The organism is Kribbella sp. NPDC059898 (genome assembly GCF_042730855.1).
Classification (GTDB): Bacteria; Actinomycetota; Actinomycetes; order Propionibacteriales; family Kribbellaceae; genus Kribbella.
The window spans coordinates 292,193-314,997 of sequence record NZ_JBHWKR010000003.1 but is presented as its reverse complement, the minus strand read 5'-3'; the positions used below and the strand labels follow the sequence as shown (position 1 = coordinate 314,997).

Annotated in this window: 27 protein-coding genes; 18 read left to right on the top strand and 9 right to left on the bottom strand. The window is 68.7% G+C overall.

Annotation, left to right across the window (positions count from 1 at the left end; translation table 11 throughout):
- Positions 1 to 32: 32 nt before the first annotated feature.
- Genes ACFV9C_RS11690 through ACFV9C_RS11680 form a run of 3 tightly spaced genes read right to left on the bottom strand, consistent with a single transcriptional unit; the run spans position 33 to position 2,041 of the window.
- On the bottom strand, positions 33 to 902 hold the full coding sequence (locus ACFV9C_RS11690) for an AraC family transcriptional regulator N-terminal domain-containing protein (RefSeq protein WP_380192823.1): 870 nt from the start codon (positions 900 to 902) through the stop codon (positions 33 to 35).
- Between the two features lie 9 nt (positions 903 to 911).
- Positions 912 to 1,349, bottom strand: coding sequence for a GNAT family N-acetyltransferase (locus tag ACFV9C_RS11685; protein ID WP_380192822.1), 438 nt, complete (start codon positions 1,347 to 1,349; stop codon positions 912 to 914).
- The gene (locus ACFV9C_RS11680; protein ID WP_380192820.1) at positions 1,346 to 2,041 is read right to left on the bottom strand and encodes a VOC family protein; all 696 of its coding nucleotides are present in this window, start codon (positions 2,039 to 2,041) and stop codon (positions 1,346 to 1,348) included. Before ACFV9C_RS11680 ends, ACFV9C_RS11685 begins: the two co-directional genes overlap by 4 nt.
- A gap of 131 nt (positions 2,042 to 2,172) precedes the next feature.
- Here ACFV9C_RS11680 and ACFV9C_RS11675 point away from each other — a divergent pair, with 131 nt between their 5' ends.
- Genes ACFV9C_RS11675 through ACFV9C_RS11660 form a run of 4 tightly spaced genes read left to right on the top strand, consistent with a single transcriptional unit; the run spans position 2,173 to position 7,032 of the window.
- Positions 2,173 to 3,747, top strand: coding sequence for a hypothetical protein (locus tag ACFV9C_RS11675; protein ID WP_380192819.1), 1,575 nt, complete (start codon positions 2,173 to 2,175; stop codon positions 3,745 to 3,747).
- A gap of 45 nt (positions 3,748 to 3,792) precedes the next feature.
- On the top strand, positions 3,793 to 4,236 hold the full coding sequence (locus ACFV9C_RS11670; RefSeq protein WP_344195373.1) for a helix-turn-helix transcriptional regulator: 444 nt from the start codon (positions 3,793 to 3,795) through the stop codon (positions 4,234 to 4,236).
- Positions 4,237 to 4,245: 9 nt separating this feature from the next.
- The gene (locus ACFV9C_RS11665; protein ID WP_380192816.1) at positions 4,246 to 4,656 is read left to right on the top strand and encodes a VOC family protein; all 411 of its coding nucleotides are present in this window, start codon (positions 4,246 to 4,248) and stop codon (positions 4,654 to 4,656) included.
- Between the two features lie 24 nt (positions 4,657 to 4,680).
- Positions 4,681 to 7,032 (top strand): ATP-binding cassette domain-containing protein, encoded by a 2,352-nt coding sequence (locus ACFV9C_RS11660; protein WP_380192815.1) that lies wholly within the window; start codon positions 4,681 to 4,683, stop codon positions 7,030 to 7,032.
- Here the strand turns inward: ACFV9C_RS11660 and ACFV9C_RS11655 are convergent.
- On the bottom strand, positions 6,998 to 7,273 hold the full coding sequence (locus tag ACFV9C_RS11655; protein WP_380192814.1) for a hypothetical protein: 276 nt from the start codon (positions 7,271 to 7,273) through the stop codon (positions 6,998 to 7,000). The genes ACFV9C_RS11660 and ACFV9C_RS11655 overlap by 35 nt on opposite strands.
- A 70-nt stretch (positions 7,274 to 7,343) precedes the next feature.
- Here ACFV9C_RS11655 and ACFV9C_RS11650 point away from each other — a divergent pair, with 70 nt between their 5' ends.
- From ACFV9C_RS11650 to ACFV9C_RS11620, 7 genes are all read left to right on the top strand, one after another.
- Positions 7,344 to 8,330: a GlxA family transcriptional regulator gene (locus ACFV9C_RS11650; protein ID WP_380192813.1), complete on the top strand. Its 987-nt coding sequence runs from the start codon at positions 7,344 to 7,346 to the stop codon at positions 8,328 to 8,330.
- 99 nt (positions 8,331 to 8,429) lie between these two features.
- Entirely contained in the window at positions 8,430 to 8,774 is a 345-nt protein-coding gene (locus ACFV9C_RS11645; RefSeq protein WP_380192811.1) for a VOC family protein, read from the top strand.
- Between the two features lie 2 nt (positions 8,775 to 8,776).
- Complete coding sequence (locus ACFV9C_RS11640) at positions 8,777 to 8,908, top strand: hypothetical protein (RefSeq protein WP_380192809.1); 132 nt, start codon at positions 8,777 to 8,779, stop codon at positions 8,906 to 8,908.
- Entirely contained in the window at positions 8,901 to 9,971 is a 1,071-nt protein-coding gene (locus tag ACFV9C_RS11635; RefSeq protein WP_380192806.1) for an HAD family hydrolase, read from the top strand. Before ACFV9C_RS11640 ends, ACFV9C_RS11635 begins: the two co-directional genes overlap by 8 nt.
- A gap of 45 nt (positions 9,972 to 10,016) precedes the next feature.
- Positions 10,017 to 11,450 (top strand): hypothetical protein, encoded by a 1,434-nt coding sequence (locus ACFV9C_RS11630; RefSeq protein ID WP_380192804.1) that lies wholly within the window; start codon positions 10,017 to 10,019, stop codon positions 11,448 to 11,450.
- An 83-nt stretch (positions 11,451 to 11,533) separates the two neighbouring features.
- Positions 11,534 to 12,094, top strand: a complete 561-nt coding sequence (locus tag ACFV9C_RS11625; RefSeq protein WP_380192802.1) for a TetR/AcrR family transcriptional regulator — start codon at positions 11,534 to 11,536, stop codon at positions 12,092 to 12,094.
- A 73-nt stretch (positions 12,095 to 12,167) separates the two neighbouring features.
- Positions 12,168 to 13,196: a Clp protease N-terminal domain-containing protein gene (locus ACFV9C_RS11620; protein WP_380192801.1), complete on the top strand. Its 1,029-nt coding sequence runs from the start codon at positions 12,168 to 12,170 to the stop codon at positions 13,194 to 13,196.
- 4 nt (positions 13,197 to 13,200) lie between these two features.
- Here ACFV9C_RS11620 and ACFV9C_RS11615 read toward each other — a convergent pair whose 3' ends face one another.
- Genes ACFV9C_RS11615 through ACFV9C_RS11605 form a run of 3 tightly spaced genes read right to left on the bottom strand, consistent with a single transcriptional unit; the run spans position 13,201 to position 15,897 of the window.
- Positions 13,201 to 13,845 (bottom strand): GNAT family N-acetyltransferase, encoded by a 645-nt coding sequence (locus tag ACFV9C_RS11615; protein ID WP_380192800.1) that lies wholly within the window; start codon positions 13,843 to 13,845, stop codon positions 13,201 to 13,203.
- Positions 13,846 to 13,856: 11 nt separating this feature from the next.
- Entirely contained in the window at positions 13,857 to 14,975 is a 1,119-nt protein-coding gene (locus ACFV9C_RS11610) for a phosphotransferase family protein (RefSeq protein WP_380192798.1), read from the bottom strand.
- A gap of 1 nt (position 14,976) precedes the next feature.
- Positions 14,977 to 15,897, bottom strand: coding sequence for an aminoglycoside phosphotransferase family protein (locus ACFV9C_RS11605; RefSeq protein WP_380192797.1), 921 nt, complete (start codon positions 15,895 to 15,897; stop codon positions 14,977 to 14,979).
- 79 nt (positions 15,898 to 15,976) lie between these two features.
- Between ACFV9C_RS11605 and ACFV9C_RS11600 the strand changes: the two genes are divergently transcribed.
- On the top strand, positions 15,977 to 16,681 hold the full coding sequence (locus tag ACFV9C_RS11600) for a class I SAM-dependent methyltransferase (RefSeq protein ID WP_380192795.1): 705 nt from the start codon (positions 15,977 to 15,979) through the stop codon (positions 16,679 to 16,681).
- A gap of 4 nt (positions 16,682 to 16,685) precedes the next feature.
- On the opposite strand, the gene ACFV9C_RS11595 is transcribed toward ACFV9C_RS11600, so the two are convergent.
- Positions 16,686 to 18,146 (bottom strand): methionine--tRNA ligase, encoded by a 1,461-nt coding sequence (locus tag ACFV9C_RS11595; protein WP_380192793.1) that lies wholly within the window; start codon positions 18,144 to 18,146, stop codon positions 16,686 to 16,688.
- Between the two features lie 200 nt (positions 18,147 to 18,346).
- Between ACFV9C_RS11595 and ACFV9C_RS11590 the strand changes: the two genes are divergently transcribed.
- Entirely contained in the window at positions 18,347 to 18,595 is a 249-nt protein-coding gene (locus tag ACFV9C_RS11590; protein ID WP_380192792.1) for a hypothetical protein, read from the top strand.
- 69 nt (positions 18,596 to 18,664) lie between these two features.
- On the opposite strand, the gene ACFV9C_RS11585 is transcribed toward ACFV9C_RS11590, so the two are convergent.
- Positions 18,665 to 19,069, bottom strand: a complete 405-nt coding sequence (locus tag ACFV9C_RS11585; RefSeq protein ID WP_380192790.1) for an NUDIX domain-containing protein — start codon at positions 19,067 to 19,069, stop codon at positions 18,665 to 18,667.
- Positions 19,070 to 19,123: 54 nt separating this feature from the next.
- Here ACFV9C_RS11585 and ACFV9C_RS11580 point away from each other — a divergent pair, with 54 nt between their 5' ends.
- The 5 genes from ACFV9C_RS11580 (at position 19,124) to ACFV9C_RS11560 (ending at position 22,575) form a co-directional block, all read left to right on the top strand.
- Entirely contained in the window at positions 19,124 to 19,618 is a 495-nt protein-coding gene (locus ACFV9C_RS11580; RefSeq protein WP_380192788.1) for a DinB family protein, read from the top strand.
- Positions 19,619 to 19,639: 21 nt separating this feature from the next.
- A complete protein-coding gene (locus ACFV9C_RS11575; RefSeq protein ID WP_380192786.1) occupies positions 19,640 to 20,479 on the top strand; it encodes a helix-turn-helix domain-containing protein in 840 nt (279 codons plus the stop codon).
- A gap of 67 nt (positions 20,480 to 20,546) precedes the next feature.
- The gene (locus tag ACFV9C_RS11570; protein ID WP_380192784.1) at positions 20,547 to 21,128 is read left to right on the top strand and encodes a dihydrofolate reductase family protein; all 582 of its coding nucleotides are present in this window, start codon (positions 20,547 to 20,549) and stop codon (positions 21,126 to 21,128) included.
- A complete protein-coding gene (locus ACFV9C_RS11565) occupies positions 21,125 to 21,616 on the top strand; it encodes a GNAT family N-acetyltransferase (protein ID WP_380192783.1) in 492 nt (163 codons plus the stop codon). The genes ACFV9C_RS11570 and ACFV9C_RS11565 overlap by 4 nt, the downstream gene beginning before the upstream one ends.
- 35 nt (positions 21,617 to 21,651) lie before the next feature.
- Positions 21,652 to 22,575 carry an LD-carboxypeptidase gene (locus tag ACFV9C_RS11560; RefSeq protein WP_380192782.1) on the top strand — a complete coding sequence of 308 codons (924 nt, stop codon included), beginning with the start codon at positions 21,652 to 21,654 and terminating at the stop codon, positions 22,573 to 22,575.
- The last annotated feature ends 230 nt before the right edge of the window (positions 22,576 to 22,805 follow it).

Sequence of the window (22,805 nt, the reverse complement as noted above, 5' to 3'; positions counted from 1 at the left end):
TGACCAGTACACGGTCGATCTAAGGCAAACCGTTAGACCGATGCTGGCAGCGACTTGCCTGATCCTGCTCGATCCCGGCTCGGCGGCGTCCCGAACTCGCGCCGGTACTCGCGGCTGAACTGGGACGAGCTGTCGTACCCCACGGCGTACCCGGCGCTGGTCACGTCCTCGCCGAGCCCGACCACGCGCAGCCGCGCCTCCTGCAGCCGGATCTTCTTCTGGAACTGGATCGGCGTCAGCTCGGTGACCGTCCGGAAGTGCCGGTGGAACGCCGATGGGCTGAGGCCGGCCATCTCCGCCAGGTCCTCGACCCGGAACGGCTCGGTGTAGTGGTCGCGGATCCACCGGATCACCCGCGCGACGTGCGACAGGCTGCTGTCCGCGAGCCCGATGTCGCGGACGGCGGCGCCTTGCGGACTGCGCAGCAACCGCCAGAGGATCTCGCGCTGCACCAGCGGAGCGAGCACCCGGGCGTCGTCGGGGGAGTCGAGCAGGCGCAGCAGCCGGACCACCGCGTCGACCAGGTCGTCGGAGGCGCGACTGACGACCAGCCCGCGGACTGGTGCGCCGGGCTTCTCGGCGGAGTCGAGCAGCAGCGAGGCGATGGTCGACGGTTGCAGTTCGAGCCCGACGCCGAGGCAGGGCGCGGTCGGTGAGGCCTCGACGAAATGGCCGGTGACCGGCAGGTCCACGGAGACGACCAGGTAGTCGCCGGCGCCGTACTCGAACACCTGCGAGCCGAGCGCCAGCCGTTTCCGCCCTTGTGCGACCAGCGCGAAGGTCGGCGACGCGAGCGCGGCCGCCGGTGGCGTGGGCGCGTCCACGATCGACAGCAGCAGCCCGTCGATCAGCTGCTCGCGCCCGACGGCGCCGAGGATCAACCGCCGTAGCTCAGCCAGCACGCCGTCAGCCTATTCCGGATGCGCGACGTACGCCGTCTTCTGGTTCGGGTCGAGGCCGCAGTTGCGGTAGAAGGCGTGGGTCGACTCGCGGCGGGACCCGGTCTGGAGCATCACTTTGTAGCACCCGGCGTCCCACGCAGCCTGGAGGGTCGCGGCCATGATCTGCTTGCCGAGCCCGGTCCCGCGGCGGGCTTCGTCGACGACGACGTTCTCGATCACGGCGTACGGCGCGCCGCCGCGGGTGAGGTTCGGGATCAGGTTGAGGTACGTCGTGGCGACGACCGCGGCGCCGTCGACGAGTACGTACAGCTGCAGACCGGGACGGTCGAGGATCGTGGTGAACGTGTCGCGCGCGTCCGGCACCGGCGGGTCGGCCGGGTGGAGCTGCCGGTACAGGGCGAGGACGCCGTCCAGGTCGTCCGCGTGCGCCGGGCGGAAGGCTGTCACAGGTCTGCCACCAGCAGGCAGAACGGGTGCCCCGCCGGGTCGGCGAGCACGTACAGCGGCTCGCCCGCGTCGGCCGAACGATCGTTGAGCACCCGCGCCCCGAGCTCCTCCGCCCGCTGCCGGTGCCTTTCCAGCTCCTCGACGGACGGTACGGCGTAGTCGAGGTGCGCCTGCATCGGTACCTCCGGCGACGGCCAGGTGGACCGCTTCAACTCGCTGACCTGCTGGATCGCGAGCTGACGGTTGCCGTCCGCGTCGAGCAGCACGATCCAGGTGTCGTCATCGCCCGGGCGGAACCGCAACCCGAGCAGGTCCCGGTAGAACTCGGCCAGCCCGCGCGCGTCCGTCGCGTCCAGCGCGGTGTGCATCCGCCGCGGGTACACGAGCTCGAAGCGGACGATCACGAGCTCGTCACTCGGCCGCAGGTCCGGGTAGTAGCTGCTCAACCCGGCGATCACGTCGTACGCACCGGCGAAGCCGTCCTCGAGCGCCTCCGCCTCGGTGACCGCGTCGATCCGCTTCGCGACCGTGGACACGATCCGCCCCGGCAGCCGCACCTCCTCGTCGAACTCGAACACCAGCGTCGCCGGCCCGACCTCGACGGGATCGTTGTAGCGCATCGTGATCCGCTTCGTCCCGTCCCGCACCGCGTCCAGATGGGACGCGCGGAAACGCAGCTCCTGAAGGCTCATGGCGCCCGAGCCTACGTGCTGCGGAACGACTGCGGGTCGACTTTCTCGCGCGTTCGAGCTGCGGTCGATCGACTCCTGGCGGGACAATGGTGGTGCCCCTGCTGACCGCCCGCACAGCTGGAGGCACCGCCATGCCTGAGATCCGCCCGTCCCGCCGTACTCTCCTCCACCTCACCGCGGCCGGCGCCGTCGCCGGAGCCGTGGGGAATGCGCTCCCGGCGTACGCTGACGGGGTCGACTACACCGCACGCAAGACGTTCGACGACTGGGACCGCCTGTTCCAGAAGGGCGGTCCCGGCCAGCCGGACCAGCCGAACGACAACACGAACCGCGACGGCCGGTCGGGCATGCTCGCCTGGAGTCAGTCGTACGTGCTGCTCGGCCTGGTCCGGATGTACGAGACGTACCGCGACACCTACTACCTGGACCGGCTGATCGACAACGTCGACCAGGTGCTCGGCGTCCGCGACAGTGCCCGCGGCGTCACCGACTACCGCGGGCTCTCGCTGCCCGCGTGGCGCGCCGACCACCCGTACACCACCGGCTACGCGACACTTGCCGACAACAACGGTCAGCCGCTGCTCGACCTGCGCGAGGCGCTGTCGTACGCCGAGGACACAACCGTCACCGTCAGCGCCGGAAGCCGCCCAGGCACCTTCACGGTCCGGCTCGACAACACATCGGTGAACCGATCGGTCACGCACACCGACCTCTCGCTGGACCCGGCCAGCCTCGACTACGCGGTCACCCGCATCTACACCGCCGCTCCCGGACCGCTCCAGCTGACCGCCTCCGATCGAGGGGCGGGCCCAGGCGCCGTACCGGCGTACGGCAGCTACCAGATGCACTGCAAGCCGGTGATCTTCGCCGTCCACACCGGCATGATCACGTATCCGATCGCCGCCTTCGTCCGGATCGTGGCGAGCTCACCGGTACTGCGCCGCCGCTACTGGCGGAAGGCATCCGAGTACCTGACCGCCTGCCGCGAGGCGGTCGCCGTCCACGACTGGGAGTATCGCGATGGCGGCTACCTGATCTGGCCGAAGACCCAGCCGCTGCCGTACGACGGGTGCGAGCAGCCGATCAACCAGTCCGTCGGGCTCGGGCAGACGCTGGTCGAACTCGCACTGGTCACCGGCGACCCGGAGTACCGGGCGAAGGTGGCGGCGATGGGCCGGATGCTCGCGGCGCAGTACACCGTCGACAGCGGGGACGCGTACGTCTGGCACTACTGGCCGGCCGGCGGGCGCATCTATGACGGGTTCGCGAAGACCGGGGACCCGGAGACCGACGTCTCGATCTTCACACCGTCCGGCGGCCCGGCGCGGCAGTTCGAGGACATCAGCCACGGCGCGATCGACGTCGAGTTCGCCGTCCGGGCGTTCCGCGCGAAGCTGGCGTTCACTGGCCAGGACATGGCACGGATCGCGCGGACGTTCACCCGCAACGTCGCCGCGACCGACGCCGATGGGCTGCCCGCGATCCACACCACCGTCGGCGGCAGCACGCTCGGCGGACCGTCCGTCGCGGCCCAGGCGCCGCGCTGGATGCAGGTGACACCGTGGGACCCGCAAGTGCATGCTCACTGCCTGGCCCTGTACAACCGCAACCAGCCGACCCCGGAACGCGACGGTCAGCAGGCGATCGGCTTCGGCTGGCTGCTCGCGAACGTCGCCTACCTCAACTGGGGAGCCCGACGTATCTGAACGAGCTCCATTCAGGTTCGGTGACTCCTATGGCACGATTCCACTGTGAGTAGCGGGACGACGGACGAGCAGCGCCTCCAGGATCTGGCGCGGCTGCGGCGCGTGAAGGACCGGATCGACCGCGAGTACGCGCAGCCGCTGGACGTCGAGGCGCTGGCCCGGGGCGCGCACATGTCCGCGGGACACCTGAGCCGCGAGTTCAAGCGCGCTTACGGAGAGTCGCCGTACGGGTATCTGATGACCCGGCGGATCGAGCGCGCGATGATGCTGCTGCGGCGCGGCGGGATGAGCGTCACCGACGTCTGCTTCGAGGTCGGGTGCCAGTCGCTCGGTACCTTCAGCACCCGGTTCACCGAGCTGGTCGGGATGCCGCCGAGCGTGTACAAGGACGCGGCGGCCGACGCCACCGTCGGAATTCCGTCGTGTGTCGCGAAACAGGTGACCCGACCGATCAGGAATCGAGAAGCAACCCCGGCCTCCGGCACGTAGCGTGACCCCATGAGCCTCACGATCCTGAACAGCTTCCTGCCGCACACCGACCCCGAGGAGTCCCTGAAGTTCTACCGCGACCTGCTCGGCTTCGAGGTCCGGATGGACGTCGGGTACGAAGGGATGCGCTGGATCACGGTCGGCCCGCCCGGCCAGCCGGACACCTCGATCGTGCTCACCCCGCCGGCCGTCGACCCGGGCATCACCGAGGACGAGCGGAAGACCATCTTCGAGATGATGGCCAAGGGCACGTACGCCACCGTCGTCCTGCAGACCGACGACGTCGACGCGCTGTTCGACCGCCTGCAGGCCAGCGACGCCGAGGTCATCCAGGAGCCCGTCGACCAGCCGTACGGCGTCCGGGACTGCGCGTTCCGCGACCCGGCCGGTAACCACGTCCGGATCAACCAGGCCCGCTGACCTCACCCTTGGAGTAGACCGCGCATGGACCACCTTGCCGACAGCCACGACATGATCCGGGTGACCGGTGCCCGGGTGAACAACCTGAAGGACGTCAGCGTCGAGATCCCGAAGCGCCGGCTGACCGCGTTCACCGGAGTGTCCGGGTCCGGCAAGAGCTCCCTGGTCTTCGGCACGGTCGCGGCCGAGTCGCAGCGGCTGATCAACGAGACGTACAGCGCGTTCGTGCAGGGCTTCATGCCGACGCTGGCCCGCCCAGAGGTCGACGTACTCGACGGCCTGACCACCGCGATCATCGTCGACCAGGAGCGGATGGGCGCCAACCCGCGGTCCACCGTCGGTACGGCGACCGACGCGAACGCGATGCTCCGGATCCTGTTCAGCCGGATCGCCGAGCCGCACATCGGCCCGCCGACGGCGTACTCGTTCAACGTCCCGAAGCGCACCGCGACCGGCTCGATGACCGCCGACAAGGGCGCCGGCGAGAAGAAGGTCGTCCGCGAGCAGGTGTACGCCGGCGGCATGTGCCCGCGCTGCGAGGGCATGGGCTCGGTCACCGACTTCGACCTGACCGCGCTGTACGACGCGGAGAAGACGCTGGCCGAAGGCGCGCTGACGATCCCCGGCTACAGCATGGACGGCTGGTACGGGCGGATCTTCCGCGGCTCCGGCTTCTTCAACATGGACAAGCCGATCAAGAAGTACACCAAGAAGGAACTGCACGACCTGCTCCACAAGGAGCCGACCAAGATCAAGGTCGAGGGCATCAACCTCACCTACAACGGGATCATCCCGGCGATCCAGCGGTCGTTCCTGTCCAAGGACGTGGACGCGATGCAGCCGCACATCCGCGCGTTCGTGGAGCGCGCGGTGACGTTCACGACCTGCCCGGACTGCGGCGGCACCCGGCTCGGCGAGGAGGCCCGGTCGTCGAAGATCGACGGGCTGAACATCGCGGACCTGACCGCGATGCAGATCACCGACCTGGCCGCCTGGGTGCGGAAGCTGAAGGCGCCGCCGGTCGCACCGCTGCTGAAGGCGCTCGGCGAGGCGCTGCAGGCGTTCGTCGACATCGGCCTCGGGTACCTGTCGCTGGATCGCCCCGCCGGGACGCTGTCCGGCGGTGAGGCGCAGCGGACGAAGATGATCCGGCACCTCGGGTCGTCGCTGACCGACGTCACGTACGTGTTCGACGAGCCGACGATCGGGCTGCACCCGCACGACATCCAGCGGATGAACGAGCTGCTCCTGCAGTTGCGCGACAAGGGCAACACCGTGCTGGTCGTGGAGCACAAACCGGAGACGATCGTGATCGCGGACCACGTGATCGACCTCGGACCGGGCGCCGGCTCCGGCGGCGGTGAGGTGGTGTTCGAGGGGACGGTCGACAAGCTGCGGACCAGCGGGACGCTGACCGGGAGGCACCTCGACGACCGTGCGTCACTGAAGGAATCGGTAAGGTCGGCGTCGTCGGTGCTGGAGATCCGCGGCGCCTCGCTGAACAACCTGCAGGACGTCGATGTCGACGTACCGCTCGGTGTGCTGACCGTGGTCACCGGGGTCGCGGGGTCCGGGAAGAGCTCGCTGATCCACGGGTCGATCGCGGACCGGGACGGCGTGGTGGCGATCGACCAGGGCGCGATCCGTGGGTCGCGGCGGTCGAACCCGGCGACGTACACCGGTCTGCTGGAGCCGATCCGGAAGGCGTTCGCGAAGGCGAACGGGGTGAAGCCGGCGCTGTTCAGTGCGAACTCCGAAGGCGCCTGCCCGGCGTGCAAGGGCGCGGGCGTCATCTACACCGAGCTCGGCGTGATGGCGACCGTCGAGACACCGTGCGAGGAGTGCGAGGGGCGGCGCTTCCAGGCGGCGGTGCTGGAGTACACGTTCGGCGGGAAGAACATCGCCGACGTACTGGCCATGCCCGTGTCGGAGGCCTTGCCGTTCTTCGCCGACGGCGACGCGCGGACGCCGGCCGCGGAAAAGATCCTGGAGCGGCTCGCGGACGTCGGGCTCGGCTACCTGTCCCTCGGCCAGCCGCTCACGACCCTGTCCGGCGGCGAACGCCAGCGACTGAAGCTGGCCACGCACATGGGGGAGAAGGGCGGCATCTACGTCCTCGACGAGCCCACCACCGGCCTGCACCTCGCCGACGTCGAACAGCTCCTCGGGCTCCTCGACCGCCTGGTCGACGCCGGCAAGTCCGTGATCGTGATCGAGCACCACCAGGCCGTCATGGCCCACGCCGACTGGATCATCGACCTCGGCCCCGGCGCCGGCCACGACGGCGGCAAGATCGTCTTCGAAGGCACCCCCGCGGCCCTGATCAAGAAGCCGAAGACCCTCACCGGCAAACACCTGGCCGAGTACGTCGCCTGACGCCGCTGCTCCCCGGTACGCCCGTACGACGCGGCGTCGACCCGGTGCCAGACGCGGTCGGCGCCGGGCGGATGGTGACCGAATGGACGTCGGTGGGTTCCTCGACGCCGCCGGGCGAGCAGTCGCGCAGCACACGTCCGGCCCAGCGATCGGCGTCGGCGCCGAGCAGTTGGTCGACGACGAAGCCCATCGCCATCATCAGGGCGACCACACCGGCCGTCAGGAGTCCCGCTAGCAGCATGTCCTGATCGTCGGATGATTCGACGGCCCGGGACAGTGGCAAGAATGCCTGTCTCCGATAGATTCTGGCCATGCATCGGATAGCGGTGGTGGCGTTCGACGGGATCCACGCCTTCGACCTGGCGATGCCGCTGCAGGTGTTCAGTACGGCGCATTCGCTGCCGAAGGAGCCGGGCGAGTTGTTCGGTCCGCCGCTGTACGACGTACGGGTGCACGGCGACGGCGGCGATCTGGCGGTCACCGGTGTCGGCGGCGTCGAGATGTACCGGTACACGCCGCCGTACCCGCTGGCGGACGCGATCGAGGCGGACACCGTGATCGTCGTCGGGGTCGCCGCGAGTCCCGAACCACCCGACCACGTCCTCGAACTGCTGAGCAGGGCGCACCGCCGGGGCATCCGGATCGCGTCCATCAGCTCCGGGGGAGCGCGGGTGATGGCGGCGTCGGGTCTGCTCGACGGGCGGCGGATCGCGACCCACTGGTCGCGCGCGAGCCTCCTCGCCGAGCGGTACCCGCAGCTGATCGTCGACACCGACGTACTGTTCATCGACCACGGCGACGTGCTCACGTCGGCCGGCGCGGCCAGCGGTATCGATCTGTGCCTGCACATGATCCGCCAGGACTTCGGATCCGCCGTCGCGGCCGACGTCGCCCGGCACATGGTGGTCCCGCCGCAGCGTGACGGCGGCCAGGCGCCGTACATCGTCCATCCCGACCCCGGCGACGACCACGGGTCGCTCGAACCCGCGATGCGATGGCTGCGGCAGCGGCTGCGGGAGCCGGTCACGCTGGCCGACATCGCGTCGTTCGCCGGCACGAGTCCGCGGACGCTGAACCGGCGATTCCGGGAGCAGACCGGCACTACGCCGCTGCAATGGCTGCTCCGGCAGCGCGTGCATCACGCCCAGGAACTGCTCGAGACCACCGACCTGTCCATCGAGGAGATCTCCCGGCATTGCGGCTTCGGCACCTCGGTCTCGATGCGTCAGCACTTCGCCAAACACATCAGGACGTCGCCGCTGGCGTACCGGCGTGCCTTCCGGTCCCGGTCCGACTAGTTCATGCCGGACATAACTGATCAGGAATCGAGAAGCAGCCGGTGGGGGTACCGAAATAGCGTTGGTGGTGTTGGAAGACCACTTCACACTGGAGACGAAATGACCACCACACAAGGCGTCCAGACCATCCTGCACCCGGTGACGGACCTCGAGAAGGCGAAGCCGGTGTACGCCGCGCTGCTCGGCGTCGAGCCGATCGCGGACTCGCCGTACTACGTCGGGTTCGAGGCCGCCGGCCAGCAGATCGGGCTGGTGCCGAACAGCGACATGACCGCGCCGGTCGCGCACTGGCACGTGACCGACATCGAGGACCGGATCAACGCGATCGTCGCGGCCGGCGGCACCCTGAAGTCGCCGCCGAAGGACGTCTCGAACGGCCGCCTGGTCGCGCTCGTGACCGACCCCGACGGGAACGTCCTCGGCCTCCTCCAGGACCCGTCCTGACCATGTGCACGCTCCCTCCGGAGGTTCGTGCCGCGCTGTACGGCGTCCGCCGCGAGGCCGACGTACCGCGTGATCCGGTGGAAATGCCGATGCCCGTCGAGGAGCCCGTGGGGCATCATCTGGTGCATGACTGAGCGCAGCTACGTCCGCCTGCAGGCCGGTTACCGCGGCCGGCTGGGCATCGAGGTCGGCCTGTTCGTGGCAGTGGACCATCTGCGCCGGGCGGGCCGGCTGTCGGCGGCGGAGGAGGCGCAGTACCTCGACATCGACGACTGGTTCCTCGCCGAGCTGCCGAACCCGGACTTCTATGCCGACGGCAACAGTGCCGGCGCGGTGACCTGGTTCAAGGAGCCGGTCCCTTCGCCGATGCGGGAGCGGGCCGAGGTGTTGTGCGCGATCCTGACCGCGCACGACGTCGCCTGGGAACGGGTGACCTCGGCCGATCCCGGGACGGTCGTGTACGAGGACGACTTCCAGATCGGCGTGGTCCCGTACGTCCGCGGCGAGCCGACACCACTACCGCCCGGGACCACGCTGACGCCGACCTCGGGTGGTTCGAAGCGCGCCGTCGCCGCCTCGCCGGTACGGCACGTGCTGTTCGACGCGGACGGCGTACTGCAGGATCTTCCAGGCGGCTGGTACACCGCGATGGAGCCGTACCTCGGTGAGCGTGCGAAGGAGTTCCTGCACCAGACCTGGTCCGACGAGCTGCCGATGCTCGCCGGCCGGGGTGACTACCTGCCGCTGCTCGCGGAGTCGCTCGCGCGGTACGGCGTACGGACACCGGTGACCGAGGTGTACGACGCGGTCTGGAAGAACATCGTGCTGATCGAGGAGTCGCTCGACATCGTCCGGGTGCTCCGCCGCAACGGGTACGGCGTACACCTCGGGACGAATCAGGAGAAGTACCGCGGCGCGCACATGCGGACGGTGCTCGGGTACGACGAGTTGTTCGACGTCAGCTGCTACTCGTACGACCTCGGCGTCGCGAAGCCCGACCCGGCGTTCTTCACCCGCGCCGCCGACCGGATCGGCGCCGACCCGGACACGATCCTGTTCATCGACGACACCGCGAAGAACATCACCGGCGCCCGCACCGCCGGGCTCCGCGCCGGCCAATGGGACTTCACCCAGGGCCACGACACCCTGCACGCGCTTTTCGGCCGGCACGGAGTCGACGCCCGCAGAACGGCCTGAACGGGCTCTTGCCTTCCATGTCAGGACAAGTGAGGATTCTCGGCCATGAGACGACGAGACTTCCTCGGCCTGACCCTGGCAACCGCGGCCGCCGGCACCACCGCGCTTCCCGCCCACGCCGCCGTACCCTCCCTCGAGCTCACCCGCCCGTACCGCGTGTTCCTGCAGCGCGGCCTGAGTACCGGCGCCTGGGTGACGACCCCGCAGACCGGCCGGTACACCCCGACCGCCGCGGAGTGGCTGCAGTCGTCCTTCACGCAGCCGACGTTCTACGAGCGCGACTTCTACAACCCGGCGCTGATGAGCGCGCTGCCGCGGAACACGCCGTGGGGCATCGCTGGGTACCCGCGCGACGACAACAACTGGGCCTCGCTCAACCGCGGCCCGGCGCCGGGCGAGCAGATCCTCTGGACCCCGGAGCAGCGCGCGAACGCCAAGAACTTGCTCACGCTGAACGTCGGCGACGAGGAGCAGTACAGCGAGCAGATGATCGAGTGGCTGCGGCAATGGTTCGGTGTGATCCGCACGCAGCTCGGTGACGACGTACTCGTGCACAACAACCAGACCGGCGTGCTGTGGCCGGAGCCGCAGATGCACACGTACATCGAGTACGCGAAGCCGGATCTGCTGACCACGGACTGGTACCACTTCCAGTCGTCGGCGCCGTACGAGACCGGGAACCTCACCGACCCGTACGACGACATCGCGCACTACCGCCGGGTCTCACTCGCCGGGCTGGACGGGGACTACCGCCGGCCGATCGCGTTCGGGCACTACTCACAGGGCTTCAAAGGCGGCGCGAACGACGCGTACAACTACGTGCCGTCGGAGTCGGAGCTGGCGTTCCTGTACTTCATGCCGTGGACGATGGGCGCGCGCTGGGTGATGTACTTCCGCTGGGAGCTGGACCCGGCCGTGTTCCTGCTGAACCGGCCGGACGGGAGCCACTCGCCGCAGTTCGGGCAGCTCGCGAACATGGTCCGGCAGAGCCGCACGCTCTCGCCGTACCTGGTGCGGCTGCTGACCCAGGACGTGCACTTCGTCACCGGCGTACACCGCGACCCGGCCGGCGCCGTCGTACCGAACCGGAAACCGGAGTGGATCGACTCGTTCACGCCGGACCCTGACGGGATCGTCGACGTGAGCTCGCGGGACATCGGCGGCGCGAACGACGGGCACCCGGGGGACGTGCTGATCGGGTCGTTCCGCCCGTTGCCGGGAGTCGGATGGCGGCCGGGGCGGCGCGCGTTCATGGTGCTGAACGGGCTGATCGCGCCGAACCCGTCGGGTGACTTCGACGCGACCGGCGGGTTCGCGGCCGGGGGTCGTCAGGAGATCACGTTGACCTTTGCCCACGGCAAGCAGTTGCTGCGCGTGGACCGGCGTACCGGACGGCTGGTGCCGGTCCCGCTGCGTTCGTCCGGCCGCGCCGTGATCACCGTCGACGGCGGCTTCGCGGACCTGCTGATCCTTGACTGAGTAGCCGCCGAGATCCCCGGTGCGAGACAGATCGTTCTATCTGCTATTCTCGGAGGTGGTTGGTCGAGGACAAGGGGACGTGGATGTCGGAAGCGCGGATGCGGCTGTTGAGTACGGCGACCGGGCTGTTCTACGCCGAAGGGATCCATGCGGTCGGGGTTGACCGGGTGATCGCCGAGGCGCAGGTCACGCGTGCCACGCTCTACCGGCATTTCCCGAGCAAGGACGACCTGACCGTCGCGTACCTGACCGCGGCCGACGACTCGATGCGCGCCCGGCTGGAGGCCGCCCGCGCCGCCAAGCCGACTCCCGACGACGTGATCCGGGCGGTCGCCGAGGACATCGCCGGCGACATCAAGAGCAAGGGGTTCCGCGGCTGTGCGTTCCTGAACGCCGCCGCGGAGTACCCCGACCCGAATCACCCCGTGCACCAGGCCGTCCTGAAGCACCGTGGCTGGTTCCTCACGACGATGACCGAGCTCTTCACCGCCACCGAAAAGCCCGACCCGGAGCCCGCCGCCCGGCACTTCGTCATGCTGCGCGACGGCGCCATGACGGCCGGCTGCCTCACCGACCCCGACCCCATCTGCGAGACCTTCCAACGCGGCGTCGACGGCCTGCTCAAGTACCGCAGCCGTAGTTGACCTTGACCCTAGGGGAATGCCGAGGGTCGGCGTCAGGCGCATCCGGCGCCGCTGGCGAGAGGATAGGACCGACGTGCTGAGTATCGGCGAGTTCGCGCGGGCCACCGGGCTGACCCCCAAGGCGCTCCGCTTGTACGACGAACTCGACCTGCTCACGCCCGCCGCGGTCGACCAGTTCAACGGCTACCGGTACTACACCGACGACCAGGTCGACCAGGCGCGTCTGGTGGCCTGGCTCCGGTCGGCCGCCGTACCGCTGCCGCGCATCGCCGCGATCATCCGCGCGGCCACTCCGCAGGACGCCGCCGACGAGGTGCTGTCGTACTGGCGCCACGTCGAGGCGGACCGGTCCGCGGCCCGCGAGGTCATCACTTCTCTCGTTGCCCTTCTCAAAGGACAGGACAACACCATGGCAGCACCCGACGCACTGACCATCACCCTCGGCGAACTGATCGCCGGCCTGTACGAGGACCACCCGGACGCCGACGACCTCACCCGGATCGCCGAGGCCCGCCGCCGCGCCCGCGCGCTGACCGACCTCGGCGAGCAACTCGTCGACCACTACGTCAGCGAGGCCAAGCTCGGCGGCGCGTCGTGGAGCGCGATCGGCGACGCGCTCGGCGTGTCCGGCCAGAGCGCCGAACGGGCGCGCACGTCCGACGTCTTCGCGCGGTACACCAACCTCAACCGGCACTGCATCGTCCTCGCCCAGGAGGCCGCCCGTACCCACAAGCACGACCTCATCGGCACCGAACACCTCCTGCTCGGCCTGCTGTCGGAGCCCAGAGGACTCGCGTACGACGTACTCACGGCCGACGGTCAGCAGGTTCACGACGCGGTCGTGGCGGCGCTGCCGGCCCCCGGGGCGAAGGCACTGCCGGGGCACATCGCGTTCGGGCCGGACAGCAAGGAGGCGATCAAGGAGACGCTCCGCGCGGCGAGCGAACTCGGGCACGACTGGGTCGGCACCGAACACACGCTGCTCGGCCTGATCCGCGTCGAGGACAGCGGCGCGGCGCAGGTCCTGCGCGGTCTCGGCTTCACGTCCGACGCGCTGCACGAGACGATCAAGTCCGAGATCGCCGCGCGGCTCGCGGAGTAGTTGCTCAGGACAACGGCAGCAGGGCGTGGCAGGCCTCGACACCGTGGAGTTCGATGTCGTCACGGCGACGTTGTTCCCAGGTCTGCCGCGTCAGTCGCCACTGGTTGAGCAGGACGGGTTCGCCGCGGCGCGTCGCCCAGTCGAACCCGTTGGGCTCGTACCCGAGAGACCGTGAGACCGCGTTCGACCCCACGTTGTCGACGAACGCGTCGCTGCCCGCCTCCTTCGCGCCGAGCCCCTCGAACGCGAGGTGCAGGATCGCCTGCCGCATCTCCGTGCCGATCCCGCGACCGCGGTGGTCGGCGGACAGCCAGGAGAACGACGTGACGGTCCCGAACGTCGAGAAGCTCACGCCGATGACGTCCTGCATGCCGACCGGCTCGCCGTCGACGACCACCACGAAGTTCATTCGCCACCGGTCGGCTTCAACGATCCCGCGACCACGCCACATCGCGCGCAACCACTTGGCCACCCGGAGATCCGGGTCGTCCTCGTGGAACGCGATCGGATCGTCGTACGGCGACGGCTCCGCCTTCATCTTGCCGGCGTGCACCACGGGCACCAGTTGCTCCAGCAGTTCGTCGGTGGCGGCGCGCAGTTCGAGCAGCGGCGTACTGACACGCACATCGAGGAGGGGATAGCTCAGCATCACAAGGCACCTTAGTGGTCGAAGGCGGAGAACAGGCGCGGCGGGGGAGTGACGGCGTCGGGCCAGCGGGCCGTCATCGCGGCCGCGAGTTCGCGGGACCAGCGCGCCAGGCCGGGCAGGATCCCGGCACGGTCGGCGAGCTGGTCGAACACGCCGATCTGCTGGACGATCTGCCCGCGCCGGCGCCAGCTGTCGTGGGCCGTCTGGTCGTCGCGGGCAACGAGCGGCAGGCGGAGCACCCGGCTGGCGAGGCCCGCCGCCGCGCCGACCGCGATCGCCTGGTCGAGCCCGTCCAGCGTGACGACGCTGCGATAGGCGTCGTCCGCTGCCCGAATGATTGCTTCCGGCAACGTGCTCCAGTGCGCGCTGTAGTGCGGGAACGGGTAGTGCAAAAACGACACGTCGAACCCCAGATGGCCGAAGCGCGCCCCCTCGAAGTCGACGAGCCGTACGCCGTGGTCGGTCACCAGCGCGTTCGTCGGGTTGAGGTCGTGGTGCGCTAGGGCGGCGTACGGGCCGGGCTCGTCGAACTGCGCCCGTACGAAGGCGACGTCGTCCCGTGCGCCCCGCGCGTCCGGGAGCCCCAGGTCCGCGCAGGCGATCTCGACGTCGGCCCACCGGTGGATACCTCCGGTCCCGGCCTCCTCGCCGGTCGTGACGTCGGCGGGTCCGAACTCCGCGAGCGCCCGTTCGTGGTCCGTACGACGGTCGCGCGTCGTGGCGTGGAGCCGCCCGATCGTCCGCGCGAAGTCCACCATCGCGCCGGCGGCGCGATCCGGGTCCTCGCCGAGCAGCACCGTCTCCAGCGTCGGCCAGCTGCCGAGATCCGACTGGACGACAACGCCGGCCCGGTCGTCGGTCAGCAGCACCTGCGCAGCGACGCCGCTCCTCTCGGCGGTGCGCAGCCCGGCGACCTCACGCCGCAGGTACGCCGGCCCGCCGTGACCCTCGCCGTCCACCCGCCGCGTCTTCACGATGACGGGCTCGTCGTGCTCGAACACCAGCCGGGTCACCGGCGCCCACTCGTGACCGACCTGCTGCGCATCGACGACGACCGGCCGATGTCCCCAGACGCCCGCCAGGCCGTCGAGTACCGCGTCACGTCGCGCCTCCGTCAACGGATACTCCACGTCAGCGGTCCTGGTACTCGGTGAAGATCTCGTCCAGGACCTGCTTGGCCGGCGCCGCTTCCTTGGGATCGTCGTACGTGGAGCGATACGTGGCGAGTGCCTTCCAGAGCGCCCAGCCGCGGCCGCGCGCCCAGGTCGGATCGTCCACCGCCAGCCGATCCCGGAACGCCTGCCGGCCGTCGGCGCTCAGCAAGGTCCAGGCGATCGCGAGGTCGCACGCCGGATCGCCGACTCCGCAGGTCCCGAAGTCGATCACCGCGGACAACTGCCCGTCGTTCAGCAGCAGGTTCCCTTCGGCGATGTCTCCGTGGAACCAGCGGTCCACCTGATCCCAGGGTGCGTCGAGCGAGTTCGCCCAGATCTCCCGCGCCAGCTCGACGTCGACCTGGCCGGCGAGTTCGTCTTCGGCGAGGGCGGCTTGGGTGTTCTTGTCGTACGTGCGCAGCGTGCCGCCGCGGTACCAGTTGTGAATGCCCGGCTGAGGTCCGTCGCCGGCGTCGACGCTCTGCAGCGCGACCAGGAAACCGGCCAAATCGAGCGCGAACCGCACCGGATCGGCGATCCGGTCCGCACTCGCGGTCAGACCGTCGATCCACTGGTAGATCGACCACGGATACGGGTACTCCGCCGTCGGCTCACCCAGCGCCAGCGGCACCGGGATCGGCAACGGCAGCAGCGGAGCGAGCACCGGGAGCCACCGGTGCTCCTTCTCGACCGCCTGCGCGTACTCGGCCGCGCTCGGCAGCCGCACGATCAGGTCGGTACCCAGGTGAAACGTCCGGTTGTCCCAGCCGCCGTCGGCCACCGGCCGTACGGCGAGCTCCGCCCAGCGGGGGAACTGCTCGGCCACGAGCCGGCGTACCTGCGCCGCCTCGACCTCGATGCGCTCCGGCACAGGACCAAGATCCGGTGTCTCACTCATCCGCACAGCATGCCCGACAACCCGCGGCCGGGCCTCCGGTTTTCTCGACAGGACCGACCAGGTGCTGTTGGATCGAGTGATGCCGACGACCGATTACAACGAGTTCGCCGAGGCGTACTCCACGGACAACGAGACCAATCTGCTCAACGGCCACTACGAACGCCCGGCCATGCTCAACCTCGCCGGCGAGGTCACCGGCCGCCGCATCCTCGACGTCGGCTGCGGCTCCGGCCCGCTGTCGGCCGCGCTCCGCGACAAGGGCGCGATCATGACCGGCTTCGACCAGAGCACCGCCATGCTCGACCTCGCCCGCCGCCGTCTCGGCGACGCCATCGACCTCACCGCCGGCGACCTCGCCGAGCCGCTCCCGTACGACGACGCGGCGTTCGACGACGTCGTCGCGTCGCTGGTCCTGCACTACCTCGAGGACTGGACCAAGCCGCTCGCCGAACTGCGCCGCGTCCTGAAGCCCGGCGGCCGCCTGATCCTGTCGGTCAACCACCCGATCCTGTACACCGCGCTGAACCCGGACGGCGAGTACTTCGACGTCGTCGAGTTCACGTACGACGCCGAACACGACGGCCGCACCGTCGTCTACACGAACTGGCACCGCCCGCTCCAGACGATGATCGACTCGTTCAACGCCGCCGGCTTCCGGGTCGCGTCGATCACCGAACCGCCGATCGACCCCGACACCCCGCGGGACCTGATCCCCGACGAGTTGAAGCACGTGCAGCGCCCGCGCTTCATCAGCTTCATCTTCTTCGTGCTCGAGGCTTCCTGATCCATCAGGGGAGGCGTTGGAAGACCACCGTGTCGCCCGACTGGACGGCGCCGGTCGGGCAGAAGGGGGTGAGCTCCCTCGCGATCGTGCGGCATGCCTGCGCGACGTGGCTGAGGAGACGATGGATCTGGTGCTTGTCGCTGTCCGGGTCCTTCAGCGCCTTCCACGGTTCTGCCGCGTTGAGGAGTTGGTTGGCGATGTTGACGGTGGCAACCAGGTGGGCGGTTGCCGTCCGGAAGTCGGCGGTGCTCAGGGCGCTGTCGATGTTCGACGGGAGAGCGGCGCGGGCGGTGTCGAGGTCGACGGTGCTCCACGTCGGCTCGATGACGGGTTGGTCGTCGTTGTCGAGGAGTCCGTCGTAGTACCTGTGCAGCAAGGTCGCCGTACGGCTGGAGAGGTTCCCGATCCCGTTGGCCAGGTCGGTGTTGTAGGCCTGGACCAGACGTTCGACGGTGAACTCGGTGTCGCCGAGGAGCGGGACCTCGCGGGTGATCCACCAGCGCAGGGCGTCCACGCCGTACGCGTTGACCAGCTCGACTGGATCGACGACGTTCCCAGTGCTCTTCGAGAGCTTGGCGCCGCCGACGTTGACGTAGTCGTGGACGTGAATCGTCGTCGGGAGCGGCAGGCGAGCGGACAGCAGCAGGCCGATCCAGTACACGGCGTGAAAGCGGGTGATGCCCTTGCCGATCACGTGCACTCGTTCACCGTCGCCGGCCCACCAGGTCTTGTAGTCCTCGGACTCGCGGTCGACACCGAGGGCGGTGATGTAGTTCGTGAGCGCGTCCCACCAGACGTAGATCACCTGGGTGGGGTCGTGGGGGACAGGTATGCCCCATCCACCCGCGCGATCCGCCGGCCGGGAGACGCTGAAGTCCTGCAGTCCGTTGCCGATGAACGCGAGTACTTCGTTGCGCTTCTGGGGCGGGTTGATCGTGAGCGCGCCGGAGGTGATCGCCTCCTTGATCCGGTCGCCGTACCGGGAGAGGCAGAAGAACCAGTTGGTCTCCGTCACCTTCTCAGGCCGTACGCCGTGCTCCGGACAGACGCCGTCGGCCAGCGCGTCGGCCTCGTAGAACTGCTCGCAGCCGACGCAGTACAGGCCTGTGTAGGTGTGCTGGTAGAAGTCGCCTGCGGCTGCGCAGCGCTCCCAGAGGTATTCGACGCCAGGACGGTGTCGCGGGTCGGACGACGTACGGATGTAGTCGTCGCAGCTGAGATCCAGTACCTCCTGAAGCGCCTGGAACCTGTCGGCCGCGCTGTGGACGAACTCAGCCACTGGCTTGCCGGCGGTGCGGGCGGCCAGCACGTTCTTCAACGCATGATCGTCGGTACCAGACAGAAAGCGAACCGGCTCCCCGCGCAGCCTCCGATGTCGCGCGAGCACGTCAGCCTGCACGAACTCGAGCGCATGCCCGAGGTGCGGAGCGGCGTTCACATAGGGGAGTGCCGTGGTGATGTACACGAATGGGTGTCCTTCCTGACACATCGGCAGGAAGGCCCACATCACGCCGAGCCCCACCACCGTGGGACTCGACAGGCTGACTTCAGCGCACGACGAAAAGACCCACCAGGGGTCCCATCATTCGCCGCGCCGCAACCATGCCTCCGAGGCTACCGCCTCACCCACCCCCCGACGAACCAATTCCCTGCCAAGCTGCCCCCATGGACCAGGTTGTACCTGCACTCACCATCCGCGACCTGACGTCGTATGGCACCACGACGGACATCACGTACCTGGCGGAAGCCATCCACCGAGCCCAGCTCGGCGAGATCGACTACCTGGCCGTATGCCCACCGTCCGACGTACCGGTCGCGGTCCGCGGGACCGAGGACTTCGGTGGGTCGAACTGGGTGTCGATGACAACAACTCGCGGCCGCGGAGGTTGTACGAGCGCCTCGGCTACGCGGTGACCGGCAGCGAGCTCGCCTCCTGGAATCAGCAGGCGCCCGACGGGTCCGTGACCCGGTACGAAACCCGGATCACCCTGCTGCGGAAGGATCTGATCTGATGGCGTTCCGGATGCTCGAGAGGCTGGCTGGGTGGGCAAGGTTCAGCGTCGTGAGCTGGTCGGGTCGGAACCAGCAGAGGTCGTCGTGTTCGTCAGGGGCCGCGTTGACAGGTTCACCGTCCCAGCGGGTGACGAGGAAGGCCCGCATGTCGAGCTTCGGATCGGCCACCTTGTAGGCGACAGGCAGCGGCACGTGGATCCCGACGCCGAGCTCCTCCAGGCACTCTCGGCGTACGGCCTCCGCAGGCGACTCGCCCGGCTCGACATGCCCGCCGACGAGATCCCAGCAGTCCGGATACACCTGCCGCTCCGGGTGCCGATGCACCAACAGCACAAGCCCATCACGCACCAGCGCAGCCACCGCAATCCGAATCATGCACCGCACTCTAAACACGCCCACCGACACCCGCGGCATGCAAGACTGCCCCAGGTGAAGCGTGCGTTTCCCGACGGTGCCGCTGACGAGCGTGGCGTGCTGACCGGCTTCCTCGACTGGCAACGAGCGACAGTACGCCGAAAGGTGGACGGCCTCCCGCCCGACCTGGCTGACCGCGCCTTGCTCGACACGTCCCCACTGATGACGGTCGCCGGTGTCGTCTCGCATCTACGACAGACCGAACACGACTGGTTCGCCGGCAGCTTCCCCTCCCTCGCCAACGAACCCTTCGCGCGACAACCCGACGGCGGCTGGCAGCCCGTCGGTCGCGCGATCGCCGACCTGGTGAGCGACTACGAGACCGAGTGCGCGCAGTCACGGCGAATCGTCGCAGGACTGACCCTCGACGCGATGCAGGAGTTCACGCCACCGCAGTTCACCCCGGTATCGGTGCGATGGATCCTCACCCACCTCATCGAGGAGACGGCCCGCCACCTCGGTCACCTGGACATCTTGCGTGAGCAACTCGACGGCGCCCGCGGATACTGACGCTGCTGGCATCCTGTACGCGTGGAGTACGTGTCCCGAGTCCCGCGGCCGCCGCTGGACGGGCTGATCGACGACCTCTACTACCTGGAGGGAACACCGCCGTACGCCCGCCTGATACTGCCGCCGATGCCGGGCGCGCTGCTCATCGTCAACCTCGGTGCACCGTTTCGGATCCGCGCCGGCGCCGACCTGGAGACTTCCGAGTACGCCGACGGCTGCGTGATCACCACGCCGACCCGCGCGTTCGAATTCGGATACCCCGCGGAGACCCGGTCTGTCGGCGTGCACCTCAAGGCGTGGGGTCTGGCGCCGTTCCTGCCGATGCCAGCGGCCGAACTCTGCGACCGGCCGGTGACGCTGGAGCAGATCTGGGGCCGTCCCGCCGTTGCTGAGCTACGAGACCGACTGTCCACGGCGTACGAACCGCACGAGATGCTCACGTTGCTCGAGGAAGAGCTGATGCGACGGCTGTGCGAGACCGCCGGCCTCGGACTGGTCCGCCATATGAGCAGCCTCATCGCGACGGCGGGCGGGGCAGTGGCGATCGGCGACCTGAGCTCGGCTGCCGGCGTCAGCAGCACCCACCTCGCGCAACGGTTCAAGGAACTCGTCGGCGTGACGCCGAAACGGCTCGCCCGTACGTACCGCTTCGCCACCACAGTGCTCGCGATCGACCCCGCCGTACCGATCGACTGGGGCGAGGTCGCCGGGGGAGCGGGCTACTTCGACCAGGCCCACTTCGGTCACGAGTTCCGCGAGTTCACCGGTCTCACGCCGACGCGGTATGTCGAAGTCCGGCAGAGGTTCCTGCGCGAACATCCCGGCCACGTCCTGGACAGCTGGCCGCTGCCGGCCGATTGATTTCTTACAAGAACGACAACCCACGACACGCTACTTTGAGGGCATCCGAACAGCAGAGGAGTACTCCGTGGGCAAGGTCGTCATGTACGGCTCGGTGTCGGTCGACGGTTTCGTCGCGGACGAGAACGACCAGCCCGGACCGCTGTTCGAATGGCTGACCAGCGGTGACGTCCCGTTGGACGACAGCGGCGTACTGAGGGTGTCGCAGACGTCGTACGACTACATCCGCCCCTACTGGGACCAGATCGGCGTGACAGTCGCCGGGCGCCACGTCTTCGACCTGACCGACGGCTGGGACGGTACGCCTCCGGCCGGGGTCGATCACGTGGTCGTCGTGACGCACCGGCCGGCGCCCGACGGCTGGGACCACGAGGCGCCGTTCCACTTCGTCGACGGCATCGAGGCGGCCGTGGCGAAGGCTCAGGAGCTTGCGGGGAACCGCCTGGTCGAGATCGCCGCCGGCGACGTCGGGGGACAGGCGCTTGCCGCGGGCCTGGTCGACGAGGTGCGGATGGACGTCGTACCCGTCGTGTTCGGCTCCGGCAAACGCTACTTCGGCTCGGTCGACGCCCAGCACCTGCTGTCGGATCCGGACGCGGTGATCCAAGGGAACCGGGTACTTCACCTGCGCTATCAGGTACGCCGTTGATCCGGGAAGCAACAGCTTGCGAAGGCGATGCGCTGGCGGAGCTGCACGCCCGGTCACGGGCCGCGTACTACGGCGCCGGCGGGCATGATGTGGCAGCGGTTCCCGATGCGCAGTACCGCTCGGCATGGCGAAAGATGGTCGAGGATCCTCGACTCGACGTCCTGGTAGCGGTCTCGGGCGACGACATCGTCGGCGTGATCACGCTGGATGCCAACGGGGCGTACCCGACCAATGCGCCTGACGAAACACGCGTCCGGCTGGTCGGGATCTTCGTCGAGCCCGGCCAATGGTCGAACGGCGTCGGCAGCGCCCTGATGGAACGCTTCGTCGCTATCGCACGCCAGACCGACGCTGTCGGCGAGGTGGACGTCTGGGAGCGGAACTCCCGTGCCATCCGGTTCTACGAGCGACACGGCTGGACCCGAGACGGAACCTCACGTCCAGGACCGGCTGGGGCGGACTACCTCGGCTTCGTCCATCGGCCGTGATCGCCTGTCGGAGGTCAGTGCCAGACTTCCGGACCATGACACTTCGCCCACCGCGCCTGAATCCCGGTGACCGCGTCCGTTTCGTCTCCCCAGCCAGCACGCCCGACCGCGAACTGGTGGCCAAAGGCATCGACCTCGTCACGAACTGGGGCCTCCAGGTCGAGCTCGGCGACCACGCCTTCGACACCCACGGCTACCTGGCCGGCACCGACGAGGACCGCCTGGCCGACCTCAACGACGCGTTCCGCGATCCGGGAGTACGCGCGGTCTTCGCCACCCGCGGCGGCAAAGGCTCCTACCGCATCGCCGACGGCCTCGACTTCGACGCCGTACGCCGCGACCCGAAGCCACTGATCGGCTTCAGCGACATCACCGCCCTGCACCTCGCCCTGTGGAAGTACGCCGGCCTGGTCCGAATCCACGGACCTTCGATGAGCTGGTACGAACCCAACTGTGGTCCCGACTGCGCCGAAGCCTTACGCCGGGCGCTCATGGCCACGGACGAGATCGTCGTACGGCAGGATCCCAACGAGCTGAGCGCCGTCCTGACCGAAGGCGACGCTGCGACAGGCTTCCTGATGGGCGGCAACCTCGACACCCTCCGCTGCTCCATCGGCGTCGATCTGTGCAGCCTGGACGGTGGCATCCTCCTCATGGAGGAGAACCACGGCACAGGTCTCGGCGTGGTCGACCGCCAACTGACCCAACTGATGAGATCAGGCCTACTCGACGGCCTCCGCGGCGTCGCCATAGGCCAGCTCACCGGCTTCGAGAACGACCTCATCAACGGCTGGACCGTACTCGACGTCCTCCGCGACCGCCTGTCAAACCTCAACGTCCCAATCCTCGGCGGCCTCCCCATCGGCCACGGCCCCCAACCCGCCACCGTCCCCCTCGGCACCCAGGCAACAATCAACCCAACAGCAGGCACCCTCACCGTCGCCCCAGGCGTCCACTAACCGCCGGGGGAGTACCAACGTGGAAGGGTGTCGCCTGTCGTGGTTGTGATTACCTGCCCCGTCGGTGCGGGCAAACGATCCGGACGACCCGTTCCACACCCGACTCGGACTGACCAACCTCAGCGCCATCTGGCCCAACTTCGCCGAACACGGAGCCCACTGGCTGCTCCTGACCGACATCGTCGAACCCCCGAGCACCGCAGCACCTACGAAGCCGCGATCCCTGGTGC

Coding starts and splice junctions, on each gene's coding strand:
- ACFV9C_RS11680 (WP_380192820.1), bottom strand. CDS start 2,041: ATGAGCCTTCAGGAGCTGCGTTTCCGCGCGTCCCATCTGGACGCGGTG.
- ACFV9C_RS11675 (WP_380192819.1), top strand. CDS start 2,173: ATGCCTGAGATCCGCCCGTCCCGCCGTACTCTCCTCCACCTCACCGCG.
- ACFV9C_RS11665 (WP_380192816.1), top strand. CDS start 4,246: ATGAGCCTCACGATCCTGAACAGCTTCCTGCCGCACACCGACCCCGAG.
- ACFV9C_RS11660 (WP_380192815.1), top strand. CDS start 4,681: ATGGACCACCTTGCCGACAGCCACGACATGATCCGGGTGACCGGTGCC.
- ACFV9C_RS11655 (WP_380192814.1), bottom strand. CDS start 7,273: ATGCTGCTAGCGGGACTCCTGACGGCCGGTGTGGTCGCCCTGATGATG.
- ACFV9C_RS11650 (WP_380192813.1), top strand. CDS start 7,344: ATGCATCGGATAGCGGTGGTGGCGTTCGACGGGATCCACGCCTTCGAC.
- ACFV9C_RS11645 (WP_380192811.1), top strand. CDS start 8,430: ATGACCACCACACAAGGCGTCCAGACCATCCTGCACCCGGTGACGGAC.
- ACFV9C_RS11640 (WP_380192809.1), top strand. CDS start 8,777: ATGTGCACGCTCCCTCCGGAGGTTCGTGCCGCGCTGTACGGCGTCCGC.
- ACFV9C_RS11635 (WP_380192806.1), top strand. CDS start 8,901: ATGACTGAGCGCAGCTACGTCCGCCTGCAGGCCGGTTACCGCGGCCGG.
- ACFV9C_RS11630 (WP_380192804.1), top strand. CDS start 10,017: ATGAGACGACGAGACTTCCTCGGCCTGACCCTGGCAACCGCGGCCGCC.
- ACFV9C_RS11625 (WP_380192802.1), top strand. CDS start 11,534: ATGTCGGAAGCGCGGATGCGGCTGTTGAGTACGGCGACCGGGCTGTTC.
- ACFV9C_RS11615 (WP_380192800.1), bottom strand. CDS start 13,845: ATGCTGAGCTATCCCCTCCTCGATGTGCGTGTCAGTACGCCGCTGCTC.
- ACFV9C_RS11605 (WP_380192797.1), bottom strand. CDS start 15,897: ATGAGTGAGACACCGGATCTTGGTCCTGTGCCGGAGCGCATCGAGGTC.
- ACFV9C_RS11600 (WP_380192795.1), top strand. CDS start 15,977: ATGCCGACGACCGATTACAACGAGTTCGCCGAGGCGTACTCCACGGAC.
- ACFV9C_RS11590 (WP_380192792.1), top strand. CDS start 18,347: ATGGACCAGGTTGTACCTGCACTCACCATCCGCGACCTGACGTCGTAT.
- ACFV9C_RS11585 (WP_380192790.1), bottom strand. CDS start 19,069: ATGATTCGGATTGCGGTGGCTGCGCTGGTGCGTGATGGGCTTGTGCTG.
- ACFV9C_RS11560 (WP_380192782.1), top strand. CDS start 21,652: ATGACACTTCGCCCACCGCGCCTGAATCCCGGTGACCGCGTCCGTTTC.